Genomic DNA, 13,429 nt, shown 5'->3' with positions numbered 1-13,429 from the left:
TAACGCACCATTTACAAAACAAAGGAGAAGATATTACTATGAAGGGAATTATTCTTGCCGGAGGCTCCGGTACCCGTCTTTATCCGCTTACCATGGTAACATCCAAACAGCTGTTACCGATTTATGACAAACCTATGATCTACTATCCCATGTCCGTATTGATGAACGCAGGGATCCGTGATATCCTGATCATTTCCACACCTCAGGATACCCCAAGATTCCATGAGCTTCTGGGGGATGGACATCAGTTCGGTGTACATCTTACCTATGCTGTACAGCCAAGCCCGGACGGACTTGCACAGGCCTTTATCATTGGTGCCGACTTTATCGGCAATGATACCGTTGCAATGGTTCTTGGTGATAATATTTTCGCTGGACATGGCCTGAAAAAAAGGTTAAAAGCAGCTGTTGAAAACGCAGAATCCGGCAAAGGAGCCACTGTTTTCGGTTACTATGTAGATGATCCGGAGCGTTTCGGTATCGTAGAGTTCGACAAAGACGGAAAAGCAGTTTCCATCGAGGAAAAGCCAGAGCATCCAAAGAGCAACTACTGTGTAACAGGCCTTTATTTCTATGACAACCGGGTGGTTGAATATGCCAAAAACCTGAAGCCAAGTGCCAGAGGAGAGCTGGAAATCACAGATCTGAACCGTATCTACCTTGAGAATAATACATTAAATGTAGAGCTTCTGGGACAGGGCTTTACCTGGCTGGATACCGGTACACATGAAAGTCTGGTGGAGGCAACCAACTTTGTAAAAACTATGGAAAGCCATCAGCACAGAAAGATCGCCTGCCTGGAGGAGATTGCCTACTTAAATGGCTGGATCACAAAGGAAGACGTTTTAAAGGTATACGAAGTTCTGAAAAAGAATCAGTATGGACAGTATTTAAAAGACGTTCTGGATGGTAAATATCTGGATGTTCTGCACTGAAAGGAGAATATATAAAATGAAGATCATTGTTACCGGCGGTGCCGGATTTATCGGAAGCAACTTTATTTTTCACATGTTAAAAAAATATCCGGATTACCGGATCATCTGTCTGGACTGCCTGACATATGCAGGTAATCTTTCCACTCTTGCACCTGTAATGGACAATCCAAATTTCCGTTTTGTAAAAGAAAGCATTACAGATAGAGAAGCTGTATACAAACTTTTTGAAGAAGAGCATCCGGATATGGTTGTAAACTTTGCAGCAGAAAGCCATGTAGACCGTTCTATCGAAAACCCTGAGGTTTTCCTGAACACCAATATTATCGGCACTGCTGTTCTGATGGATGCATGCCGCAAATACGGAATCCAGCGTTACCATCAGGTTTCCACTGACGAAGTTTATGGAGATCTGCCTCTGGACCGCCCGGACCTGTTCTTTACTGAGGAAACTCCCATCCATACAAGCAGCCCTTACAGTTCTTCCAAAGCAGGCGCTGACCTTCTGGTACTTGCTTACCACAGAACTTACGGCCTGCCTGTAACCATCAGCCGTTGCTCCAACAACTATGGTCCATACCACTTCCCTGAGAAGCTGATTCCTCTTATGATCGCAAATGCGCTGAATGACAAGCCTCTTCCGGTTTATGGAAAGGGCGAAAATGTACGTGACTGGTTGTATGTAGAAGATCACTGCAAGGCAATCGACCTGATCATTCATAAAGGCCGCGTAGGCGAAGTTTACAACATCGGCGGACATAACGAGATGAAGAACATCGATATTGTAAAAATCATCTGTAAAGAACTAGGCAAACCGGAAAGCCTTATTACTTATGTAGCAGACCGTAAGGGGCATGACATGCGTTATGCCATCGATCCTACCAAGATCCATAATGAGCTTGGCTGGCTTCCGGAAACAAAATTCGCAGACGGAATCAAAAAAACCATCCGCTGGTATCTTGACAATAAGGAATGGTGGGAAACCATTATTTCCGGTGAGTATCAGAATTACTACGAAAAAATGTACGGCAATCGCTGATATAAGGATCGTAAGGAGGACGCTATGAAGTTTTTTGTAACAGGTGTGGCAGGACAGCTTGGCCATGATGTGATGAATGAGCTGCACAAGCGGGGCTTTGAAGGCGTTGGGTCTGATATTGCACCGGTCTACAGCGGTATACAGGATCATTCCCCGGTTACTGAAATGCCTTATGTTTCCATGGACATTACAGATGCCAGGGCCGTAGAAAATATCCTGACACAGATCAAACCGGATGCTGTGATCCATTGTGCTGCATGGACAGCTGTTGATGCTGCCGAAGATGAGGATAAACAGGAAAAGGTTCGCCTGGTAAACGTAACAGGCACAGAAAATATTGCAAAGGTATGCCAGAAGCTGGACATTAAAATGATGTACCTTTCTACCGACTATGTATTTGACGGACAAGGAGAGTCGCCTTGGGATCCGGACTGCAAGGATTACAAGCCATTAAATGTTTACGGACAGACCAAACTGGACGGTGAACTTGCTGTTTCCGGTCTTGTTTCCAAATTCTTCATTATCCGTATTGCCTGGGTGTTTGGAAAAAACGGAAAGAATTTTATCAAAACCATGCTAAGTCTTGGTAAAACACACGATACCCTTCGTGTGGTAAATGACCAGATTGGCACCCCTACCTACACCTTTGACCTGGCCCGTCTGATGGTAGATATGATTTTGACCGACAAATACGGATATTATCATGCTACCAATGAGGGGGGCTACATCAGCTGGTATGACTTCACAAAGGAGATCTTCCGTCAGGCGGAAGCCCTTGGACATCCAGAATATGCTCCTGATCACTGCCACGTATATCCGGTGACTACTGCTGAATATGGTGCTTCAAAAGCAGCAAGACCATTTAACAGCCGTCTGGATAAAAGCAAGTTGGCCAAATGCGGATTTACTCCTCTTCCCACCTGGCAGGATGCACTTGCTAGATACTTAAAAGAACTGGATTTCTGATAATTAAAAACAATTTCAGGTTGGTTTATCCCTGACAGCAAAAGACCTGCAAAGTACGAAAAATACTTTTGCAGGTCTTTTTTAACATATTCGTTTTACCCAAATTTATGCAGCACTATCTGCTGTTGTAGTGTCTGCTGCAGTATCTGCAGCTGTACCTTCCTGTGCATCTGAACTGCCCTCCTGCCCCGGAACAGGGGATGGAGTGATAGGACCGTCCTCCGGGATTCCCATATCCTGGGTAGATGTATCAGAAGCAGCCTCATCCTGAGTGATGGTCTGTCCGTCACGTACCTTTGCCATCAGCTCTTTGGCCTTATCTACTGTAGTCTCATCCGGGATCATAACGTAAGCAGGCTGACTTAAGGAGTATGGCTTTTCCTTTGCACCAGTACCATTCACGCTGTAAGTAACCACATTCCAGGTGCCCCCATTCTTCAGCTGATCCTGGAGGATCTCTGCAATCTCCTCATAAGTAATATTCGTGCCAAAGCAGCCATCCAGGCCTTCGATCACACTGGAATAATTCTTCAGGATGTCCGGAGACATTGCCTTTGCGATCACTGCTTTGATCACAGCCATCTGGTTCTTGCCCCTCTGTCTGTCACCTTCAGAAAATGCATATCTCTCTCTTGCAAATACAAGAGCAGACTCTCCATCCAGATGATTGACGCCTTTGTTGTAATGCCATCCCAGAATGTTTCTGGAATCAAATTCATAATCAGAATCCACATCAATGCCGCCAAGTGCATCAATGATCTTTGTAAATCCTCCAAAGTTCACGCGGAAATAATAATGAATATCTTCATCGTAAAGCATACCCAATGTATCCATACATACATCAATACCATAGATACCGGCATGGGTCAGCTTATCCTTTGCTCCATTGGAAATAGAAAGAGGAACAAAATAATCTCGTGGTGTGGACACAAGCAGGATCTGCTTTGTCTCTGTATTGATGGTGGCCACGATATTCACATCACTTCGGCTGGAAGCAGTCATCTCGCCTCTTGTATCAATACCGCTAATATAAATGGTATAGATCTTGCCGCCGCCAGCAGTCTCTACCGGCTTCACCGGCTCTTCATCCTTCTCGGCGATCACATTCTCCACATCTACTGTACCAACTTCTTTGATCTTTGACTGGATATCTGTATATCCTTCCATCTCGGACAAGACTTCCACATAAGCCTGGTTCAGGATCAGTGCCTGTACCTGACCGTTCAGAAGACCATCTGCCAGTTCTGTAAGCCCTGGGAACTCTACTGTATTCACATCTGTATCAAACTGGCTTTTCAGATGGGCAACAGCTCCGTCTGTGTTGGTACGGTCAAGAGCCTGAAGGATACCATAAGTGTCCCCCTTGGTGGCGTCCACAGAATCTGCTGTATCCTCAGTCTTTACATAAACAGATATCTTGGTGATCTCAGTCTTTTCTCCGGAAATCCTGGTGATGGCTTTCCTTGTCTGATTCACGTAAGCACCGCCAATGGCAAGAATTGCAATAAATACAAAACCAAGCAAAGCCCCGACAGTAAACCGGATCTTATTGCTCATTCGCCATACAAGGGCTGCAGTGAGGACCACGAACAAAAACAGGATCACACCGGCAACAATCATGTAGGTATCTGGAATCATCTTTGTTCTGGCAAGCATAACCATAAAGATCACGGAAACCACCAGTAAAAGCACAGTGATCACCAGACCTGGCACCCTGTCAAACTTTTTCTTCCAATTCATCCTTGCATTCTCCTTTTCATCACATATGTATTCAAAATCACCCCATATTTTATACGCTGGATACATGAAAATCAAGAGGAGAATCCTTATACAGCTTAAATTTAAGATTCTTTTTATAAATTATGGGATTAAAATGGATATTTTTCAACGTGTATGCTATAATTCTAACCAAATTGCGGAAAATCTCACATTATAGGAGGCATTATACATGACCAAAGATACTTTTTTACAGCTTGCAGACCAAATCCTGCTTCTTGACGGCGCCACAGGCTCCAATCTGATGGCAGCAGGAATGCCAAGAGGCGTATGCACCGAAGAATGGGTGCTCAGCCACAAAGATGTGATTCAGAAACTGCAGAAAGAATATATCGAAGCAGGAAGCCAGATCATCTACGCTCCTACCTTTGGCGGCAATCGGTGCAGTCTTAGCCTGCACAATCTTCAGGATCAAGCCAGCCAGATCAATCATACACTAGTCAGCTATTCGAAAGAGATTGCCAAGGGCAGGGCTTATGTAGCCGGTGATATTACCACCTCCGGCAAGATGATGGTTCCGGCAGGCGAAATGACGTATGAAAACGCCTATGAAATGTACAAAGAACAGGCTGGATACCTGGTAGATGCCGGTGTGGATCTTTTTGCAGCAGAAACCATGATCAATATCGAAGAAACACTGGCAGCTGTAGATGCTGTCTCCAGTATATGCGATCTTCCTATCCTTTGCACCATGACTGTAGAAGCAGATGGCAGTATTTTCAGCGGCGGCAATGCAGTTGAAGCAGCACTTGCCTTGGAGGCAGCCGGTGCATCAGCTGTAGGAGTGAACTGCTCTGTGGGACCAGATCAGTTGGTATCTGTGATACGGAATATACACGAAAACGTATCCATACCTGTAGTTGTCAAGCCCAATGCAGGTATGCCTTCCATTGATGACCAGGGACATGCTGTATACAATATGACCGCAGAAGATTTTGCCAGACATATGAAAGTACTGATAGAAAATGGTGCCTCTGTGATAGGAGGCTGCTGCGGCACCACACCGGAATTTATCCGTCAGACCGCACAACTGATCCGCAGCCTTTGATTCCCCTTCTGTTATCTTACTTTAATTGCCTTTTTAGGACACATTTCCTGACAGCAAAAACACCGGATACATTTTTTATAATCATAAACAGGCGGCTGGTCTTTCCCCTTACGGAAGTCCACCGCCTTTTCCGGCACAGGACAGCTATTCACACAGATACCACATTTAACACACAAATCCGCCTGAATATAGGGCTTTTTCTGGAACAGATTCAATGCTTTAGCCATCCTGGTCCACAGGTTCTGCCGGAGTTTTTTCCGATCCACATGAAAATCTGGTTTGCCAAACAGTTTCACAGCATCTGAAATGGAAATCTCTTTTCCTTCAGGAAGGAGAACTAAGATTTCCTCTTCCTTCCATGTACCAAGCCCCATCTTTTCTCCATGATAATTTGTCGGAACCAATGCAGGATCCAGATAGACAAGTCTTGCAAACATACTATCAAGGGCCACAGGATCTGTGGACATAAGCAGTACATTCATAGGCACAGGATCACCTGCTCCCGGACCATTGCCCTCCATGGCAACAATGCCGTCCATCAGATACAGCCTGGGCTTTACCATCTTGTTCAAATCAACCAGCATTCTGGCAAAGCTATCCGCACTGGGATACCTGGTATGTCCAATGGCTTTTTGTCTTCCATATATAAATCCATAACTGTTTTTTACTGCCCCTGTGATCCGCTCCAGTGCATGTGTTTTCATTTTTGACACAGAAATCACACAATCCGCCTCTGTAAGCTCCTTAGGCAATATAAATTCCTTTGCCTGGATCCCCTGAGGATAGGAAACCATTACTGGTTCTTTATAATCAACAGCAGGGATGTGATACTTTTCCAAATAAGCATCCATCCCTGTTCCTTGTATCACCTTACTGGTAGTTCCATTTCCGCAAGAATCTGCCAGCATGATCCGGTTATAACCTTCTTCCCGCAGGATCCTTGCCAGCGCACCGACCACAATAGGATGAGTGATCACAGCCTTTTCTATTTCTGCTTTTTTCAGAAGATTTGGTTTTAAAAGGATTTGTTCTTCTTTTCCGATCAGGCTTTCAACACCTCCAAGCAGTGCAAGCCCTTTTTTAAGAAGAGAATAAATTTCTTCTTCCTCATATTCCTTACAAGGAAGAAGAATCACTCTACTTTTTTGCTCCATAAATCAGTCCTTCCCTTCTGTAAGATCTGTATTTCTCACTGCCCGGCGTACCGGAAGGATACAGGCAGGAACTACAGACAGGCCATCTACTCCCATTTGTATAAATGTATGTGTAAGCTTTGTATCTGCAGCTATCTCGCCACAGATGTATACTTTACGTCCATTTTTATGTCCTGCATCCACCACCATCTGGATCATCTTCAATACAGCCGGATGATGATCATTATACTTGTTACGAAGTAAAGGATTCTGCCTGTCCATGGCAAGGGTATACTGGGTCAGATCATTGGTGCCAAGGCTTAAGAAATCCACTCTTTTAGCCAATTCTTCACTAATCATTACTGCAGCCGGTGTCTCGATCATAATAGCCTTTGGAATCTCCTGGTATGGCTGTCTTTTTTCGTCCAACTCTGCTCTTACTTCAGCAAGAATCTGCTCTATAGCATCCATCTCCTCCATGGAATCGATCATTGGATACATCAGTGCCAGACGGCCATACGCGGAAGCACGGTAAATAGCACGCAGCTGAACCTTAAACATTTCCCTTCTGTCAAGGCAGAGACGAATTCCCCGATTCCCCATGATAGGATTGATTTCCTCGGGGATCTTCAAGTATTTCGCCTGTTTATCAGCTCCCAGGTCTACTGTACGGATCACTGCCCTTTTCCTGCCCATCGTCTGGGCTACTCTTTTGTAAGCAGCAAATAATTCCTCTTCGCTGGGATAATTCTCTCTTCCCAGATACTGAAATTCACTTCGTAAAAGACCAATACCGGCCGCCTCATAATAAAGCACACTGTTTAGGTCATCTAAATTGCCAATATTGGCATAGATCGGCACTATACGTCCATCTACTGTTTCGTCCTTCTGATGCCTTAGTTTCAGAAGGTCTTCCCGTTCTTCTATATCTGCGATCCTGCGAATCTCATATTCTTTCAAAAATTCTCCGTCCGGCTGGATATACAATGTACCTGTATATCCATCGACAATGGCATTTGATCCATTCCACTCTTCTTTGGGAGAAATCCCCACCAGAGAAGGGACTGCCATGGTGCGGGCCAAGATCGCAGCGTGGGATACCTGCGATCCCTGCTGGGTCACAACCGCAAGCAGCTGTCCCTTATCCATTTCCATGATCTCTGTTGGGGAAAGGCTGTCTGATACAAGGATCACCGGTTCCTTTCCCAGATCGATCCTGGGAAGTACTCCGCCAAGAACTGTGATCAGATGGTCAGCATTTTGACGGACACATCGGATCTGCTCCTTCACAGCTGGATCTTCCAGACTGGCGAAGGTGGCTGACAATTCCTCTTTTGTAGTCATCACAGCATAAACTGCACTGACTTTTTCCGCTTTTATCATACTTTCCACTGCTTTTTCAAAGCTTCCCATGGAAAGTACGCTGATCTGATGCTGAAGATCTTCTTTTTGTTCTTCCTGATCTGCCATCTTAAGCTGATGTTGCAGGTCTTTTAAAACCTGGTCTTTTGCCTGTTCAAATCTGGTCAATTCATACTTTACATTATTGATCAGATACTGGCTTAGCTGATACTCTGCCCGGTTATAATAAAAGATCTTCCCAATGGCGATCCCTGCAAATGTAGACATGCCTTTATAAATTTCCATAATAAAATGATCCCCTTAATCGCAGGCTGCTTTAAACTCCGTCCAATTCTTATTGTACTGCTCGTCAGCCTCTGCGCTTACATTCTGAATAATCTCGCCCTTTGTTACATCCTCCGGTACTACCAGGTTAGGATCTACAAACTCATCTGCTGCTTTATTGGTGCAGTAGTAACCGATATAGTCAAAGCACTTAGCAGATACTTCCGGCTGCAGGATATAGTTTACAAACTGATAAGCTGCATCCTTGTCCGGTGCTTCACTTGGAATAAACATACCCATAATACCAAATCCAAGACCCTCTTTCGGATATACTACCTTCAGATCCGGATTTTCTGCAAGTACAGAAGTAACCTGTGAAGTATAAAGGAATGCTACGGATGCTTCCCCATTAAGAAGTGCATCCTGGGTATTATCATCCTGGATCATACGTACATTGGGAGCCAGTTCCAGAAGTTTCTTTCCGGTTTCTTTAATAGAATCCACATCCTCTTCATTCATGCTCTTTCCAAGTGCAAGGTTTGTGATACCATTGATAACCCTGTAGTTGGCTGTCAAGGCAATACTGTCTTCCAGAGACGGATCCCAAAGGTCATTATAGCCTTCAATGTCAATGTCCACTTCGTCCGGATCATAGACGATCAGCGGAATACCTGCACCATAAGGTACGGTATACTCATCTGTAGGATCGTAGAACTGTCCCTGATACAGAGAATTGATATTTTCAAAATTAGAAAGCTTATCTTTATCAAGTTTTTCAGCAAGGCCTTCCTGGATCACTTTTTCCAGAATATAGTCATCTGCGATCACCACATCATAGTCTCCGCCCTTTGCCATGGAAACCTTCTCCAGCATGGTCTCGTCTGTATCAAAGTTGGAATATGTGATCTTAATCCCTGTCTCACTTTCAAAATCATCCAGTACTTCCTGTGGAAACATGCCCTGCCAGGTATAAAGCACAAGCTCGGAATCATCTGCATAAGCAGGAGTAACAGATGCTGCAACAGATGCTGCACATAAAACAGCTGCAAAAATCTTTTTTTTCATAATAGTTTCTCCTCTTCTACTTATTTATAATCACCGAAGCCTTTTATCTTCGATAACTACCATGTTGTACCGGCCTACTCGGCCTTGATCTTTGTCCAAAGCTCTGCATACTTTTGTTTGATCTTTGGCTTCTGATAACGGAAGATCTCATTATCCGGATTATCAATATCCGGAATATAAGAAGAAATCCCTTCATATGTACCCTGGATCATTTCGTCATATGCACTCTTTACAGAAGAAGTATAACCTACTTCCTCAGTATTGGAAAGAGCAGATTCATCATCCAGCATAAAATTAATAAACTGATGTGCCAGCTCTACCTCATTACAGTCTTTGGTGATCACCATTGCATCATACCACAGGTTGGTACCCTGATCCGGTGTAAAATAATCCAGTTCCGGATTTTCACTGATAATATACGAAGCATCACCAGAATATACCACAGCCAAAGCTTTATTTCCCGAAATCATATTGTCGATCACATCATCGCCTGCATAGATTGGTTCCATGGTATTTCTCTGATCGATCAGCCACTGGAATGCCTCCTGGATCTGTGCATCCTCTGTTGTGTTCATGGAATAACCAAGCGCTTTCAGTGCAATCATAAAGGAATCCCTTTCTGAATCATACATATACAGGTTTCCTTTATATTTCGGATTCCGAAGCAGTTCCCAGCCTTCTTGCAAATCTTCCTTGGATACTACATTTTTATTATAAAGAATTCCTACCGTTCCCCAGAAATAAGGACAGGAATACCGGTTTCCCGGATCATAACTTCTGTTCTTGACTTCTGTCAGAAGGTTTTTCCCATTTGGGATCAGATCCCAGTCAAGATACTGAAGGTACTCCTCCTTGATCAGACGTTCGATCATATAATCTGAAGGAATCAGTACATCATAAGATTCACCGCCTGAAAGCTTGGTATACATCATCTCATTGGATTCAAAGGTTTCGTATACCACTGTACAGTTATACTCTTTTTCAAATTCCTGAAGCAGCTCCAGATCCATGTACTCTCCAGCATTATATACCTTCAGTACATGAGTTCCTCCTGCCGTCTGTCCCATACGGACCAATCCGGCAAAAAGAGCCAATGCAACCAGCACAGTGACCAGCCGTACAACCTTCCTGCTGCGCTTTCCCTGAAACTTTTCCAGCAATTTAGGAATATGTCTTCCCCCAATCAGTACCACTGCAATCACTGCGATCACAATGGCAGACAAGGCATTAATCGTAGGATTGATCCTCTTTGTCATATTATATACAACAATAGAAATATTTTTCACACCATTTCCGGACACAAAATACGAAATCACAAAATCATCAAAGGACATGGTAAATGCAAGAAGCACACCTGCAAAAATCCCATCCTTTATCATCGGAACGATTACCTTAATAAGTGCCTGTGCCGGCGTTGCCCCCAGATCCATAGCCGCATTGGCCAGATTTGGGTCAAGGCTTCTGACTTTGGGATATACGCTGGTGATCACGTAGGGAGTACAAAAAGCAATGTGTGCCAGCAGCATGGTCAGATAACCCTTCCGAAAGCCAAGGGACGAAAACAAAAGCATCAGTCCGATAGCTGTTACAATATCCGGATTCAGAATCGGCAGATTATTAATATTTAAAAGCAGTTCTTTTACCACTTTCCTTGACTTTGAAAGCCCAATGGCTGTGATCGTACCTAGAACGGTAGAGATCACAGTGGCCAAAATTGCAATGGTCAGAGAAACATATACCGCCTTTATCACTTCCCCATTGTGTAAAAGTTCACCATACCACCTAAGAGAAAAGCCAGTAAACTTTGTCAGTGATTTTGATGAATTAAAGGAAAAAATCATAGTGACAAGAATGGGCAGGTAAAAGAAGATCAGGCATAATGCAATGTAAAATCTTGAAAATATTCCGTTTTTTCTTTTCATCTGTCCCCTCCTATTCATCCTGTTTATCCATACGCTTCATCAGTCCCATAAATATCAGGATGATCACAGCAAGAATCAGTGAAATCGCACTTCCGAAATTCCAGTCCCCTACAGAGATAAACTGGGATTCGATCAGATTACCGATCAGCATATACTGTCCTCCTCCAAGAAGCTTTGGAATAACGAAAGAGGAAATAGCCAGAAGAAATACCATCATGATCCCATTTACCACGCCTGGAAGGGAAAGCTTCCAGATTACTTTCCAGAAAGTCTGAATCTTGTTGGCGCCCAGATCATAAGCAGCCTCGATCAGTGATTTATCCATTTTGGTCAGAGATGTATGGATAGGAATGATCATAAATGGCATAAAGTTACATACCAGACCTACCATAACGGAAAAATCTGTGTACATCATAGACACCGGCCCAAGCCCTATCATAGAAAGCAGATGATTGATGATCCCGTTGTCGGAAAGCAGATTCATCCATGCATAGGTGCGAAGAAGCATATTGATCCACATAGGAATGGTTACAAGGAGGATCAGCATACTCTGTACTTTTTCCGGGAATTTTGAAATCATATAAGCCAGTGGATATCCCAGCACCAGGCAAATAACTGTAGTTAGTAAACCAAGCCAGAAGGATTTCAGGATCACATTCAGGTATGTTGCTTCCAGAAATTTTGCAAAGTTTCCCCAGGTAAAAGTAACAGTAAGGACTTCATTTCCTTCTTTTGTGACAGCGTACAGGGCAATCAAAAAAAGCGGTATCAGCAAAATGACCACTGCCCAGATAAAATACGGTATGATCAATCTTTTAAACTGTTTCATCAGTATGCCCCCATCCTGTACATGACATGAATATCCTCAGGACCGAATTTCAGCCCTACTTCCCGTCCTGCTTCTGCGTAATCAGTTGTCTGCACCTTGTAGATCCTATTCTCAGTTTCTACCAGAATCTCATAATGCACACCTTTAAATGTAATATTTTTCACTACTCCTGTGATCTTTGCATCCTGTGGTTCCACAATATCCAGATCCTCCGGACGAAGGACTACTTCGATCTCTTCATTGTCTTCAAACCCTTTATCTACACACTCAAACTGGAATCCATCAAATTCCACCAGATAATCACGGATCATAATTCCTTCAATAATGTTTGATTCACCAATAAAGCCTGCAACGAAACGGTTTTCCGGCTCATTGTAAATGTCTGTAGGAGAGCCGATCTGCTGGATCTCTCCATTATTCATAACTACCACTGTATCTGACATAGAAAGAGCCTCTTCCTGATCATGGGTGACATAGATAAAAGTAATCCCTACTTCCTGCTGGATCTTTTTCAGCTCGATCTGCATCTGCTTGCGGATCTTCGCATCAAGAGCACCTAAGGGCTCATCCAGAAGCAGCACCTTAGGTTCATTTACCAGTGCCCTGGCAATGGCCACCCTTTGCTGCTGACCGCCGGACAGAAGGGTTACATCCCTTTTTTCAAATCCTTCCAGACCTACCATTTTCAGCATTTTGCCTACTTTCTGATCGATCACGGATTTTTCCACCTTTTTCAGGTTTAATCCAAAGGCTATATTTTCAGCTACATTGAGATGGGGAAACAGGGCATACTTCTGGAAAACTGTATTTACCTCCCTTTTGTAGGGCGGAAGCTTGGAAATCTCAATTCCGTCAAACAGTACTTCCCCTCCACTTGGTTCCTCAAACCCTGCTATGATACGCAAAGTGGTTGTTTTTCCACACCCGCTGGGTCCTAAAAGGGTGAGAAACTCATTTTCATAAATATCCAGGTTGATGCCTCGCAGTACCTGCTGGTCATCAAAATTTTTCGTAAGATTCTTAAGCTGGATCAGTTTGTTCATACTCTTTTCTCCTCAGTAAATGTAAATACTTGGTTCCATAGCAGGAATTC

General features: G+C 43.7%; 11 protein-coding genes. 4 read left to right on the top strand and 7 right to left on the bottom strand.

Translation table 11 applies throughout. The features are described 5' to 3' along the window. The first annotated feature begins 38 nt into the window (after positions 1-38). From rfbA to rfbD, 3 genes are read left to right on the top strand one after another with little or no spacing between them, the layout of a single operon-like run. Entirely contained in the window at positions 39-935 is an 897-nt protein-coding gene (rfbA, locus tag AB5916_RS08840; protein ID WP_173726655.1) for a glucose-1-phosphate thymidylyltransferase RfbA, read from the top strand. Between the two features lie 16 nt (positions 936-951). Beyond that, positions 952-1,971 carry a dTDP-glucose 4,6-dehydratase gene (rfbB, locus tag AB5916_RS08835; RefSeq protein WP_158420260.1) on the top strand — a complete coding sequence of 340 codons (1,020 nt, stop codon included), beginning with the start codon at positions 952-954 and terminating at the stop codon, positions 1,969-1,971. Between the two features lie 24 nt (positions 1,972-1,995). After that, positions 1,996-2,937, top strand: coding sequence for a dTDP-4-dehydrorhamnose reductase (gene rfbD / locus AB5916_RS08830; protein WP_173726656.1), 942 nt, complete (start codon positions 1,996-1,998; stop codon positions 2,935-2,937). Positions 2,938-3,042: 105 nt separating this feature from the next. Here rfbD and AB5916_RS08825 read toward each other — a convergent pair whose 3' ends face one another. Beyond that, positions 3,043-4,677, bottom strand: a complete 1,635-nt coding sequence (locus AB5916_RS08825; protein WP_368190378.1) for an LCP family protein — start codon at positions 4,675-4,677, stop codon at positions 3,043-3,045. A 208-nt stretch (positions 4,678-4,885) separates the two neighbouring features. On the opposite strand from AB5916_RS08825, the gene AB5916_RS08820 reads away from it, so the two are divergent. After that, positions 4,886-5,761: a homocysteine S-methyltransferase family protein gene (locus tag AB5916_RS08820; RefSeq protein ID WP_368190377.1), complete on the top strand. Its 876-nt coding sequence runs from the start codon at positions 4,886-4,888 to the stop codon at positions 5,759-5,761. Between the two features lie 11 nt (positions 5,762-5,772). Here AB5916_RS08820 and AB5916_RS08815 read toward each other — a convergent pair whose 3' ends face one another. From AB5916_RS08815 to potA, 6 genes are all read right to left on the bottom strand, one after another. After that, positions 5,773-6,915 carry a DUF362 domain-containing protein gene (locus tag AB5916_RS08815; protein ID WP_368190375.1) on the bottom strand — a complete coding sequence of 381 codons (1,143 nt, stop codon included), beginning with the start codon at positions 6,913-6,915 and terminating at the stop codon, positions 5,773-5,775. 3 nt (positions 6,916-6,918) lie between these two features. Continuing rightward, on the bottom strand, positions 6,919-8,541 hold the full coding sequence (gene ptsP, locus AB5916_RS08810) for a phosphoenolpyruvate--protein phosphotransferase (RefSeq protein WP_368190374.1): 1,623 nt from the start codon (positions 8,539-8,541) through the stop codon (positions 6,919-6,921). A 15-nt stretch (positions 8,542-8,556) separates the two neighbouring features. Beyond that, the gene (locus tag AB5916_RS08805; RefSeq protein ID WP_173726660.1) at positions 8,557-9,585 is read right to left on the bottom strand and encodes a PotD/PotF family extracellular solute-binding protein; all 1,029 of its coding nucleotides are present in this window, start codon (positions 9,583-9,585) and stop codon (positions 8,557-8,559) included. 74 nt (positions 9,586-9,659) lie between these two features. Then, entirely contained in the window at positions 9,660-11,507 is a 1,848-nt protein-coding gene (locus AB5916_RS08800) for an extracellular solute-binding protein (RefSeq protein WP_368190372.1), read from the bottom strand. Positions 11,508-11,517: 10 nt separating this feature from the next. Continuing rightward, a complete protein-coding gene (locus AB5916_RS08795; RefSeq protein ID WP_368190370.1) occupies positions 11,518-12,336 on the bottom strand; it encodes an ABC transporter permease in 819 nt (272 codons plus the stop codon). After that, complete coding sequence (potA, locus tag AB5916_RS08790; RefSeq protein WP_158420251.1) at positions 12,336-13,379, bottom strand: spermidine/putrescine ABC transporter ATP-binding protein; 1,044 nt, start codon at positions 13,377-13,379, stop codon at positions 12,336-12,338. The genes AB5916_RS08795 and potA overlap by 1 nt, the downstream gene beginning before the upstream one ends. Between the last annotated feature and the right edge of the window lie 50 nt (positions 13,380-13,429).

The sequence above is a fragment of the Blautia sp. 1033sp1_1033st1_G9_1033SCRN_220408 genome (genome assembly GCF_040929965.1).
Taxonomy (GTDB): Bacteria; Bacillota; Clostridia; order Lachnospirales; family Lachnospiraceae; genus Blautia_A; species Blautia_A ammoniilytica.
Note: the sequence above shows the minus strand (reverse complement) of the source record. Positions and strands in the feature narration are given on the sequence as shown.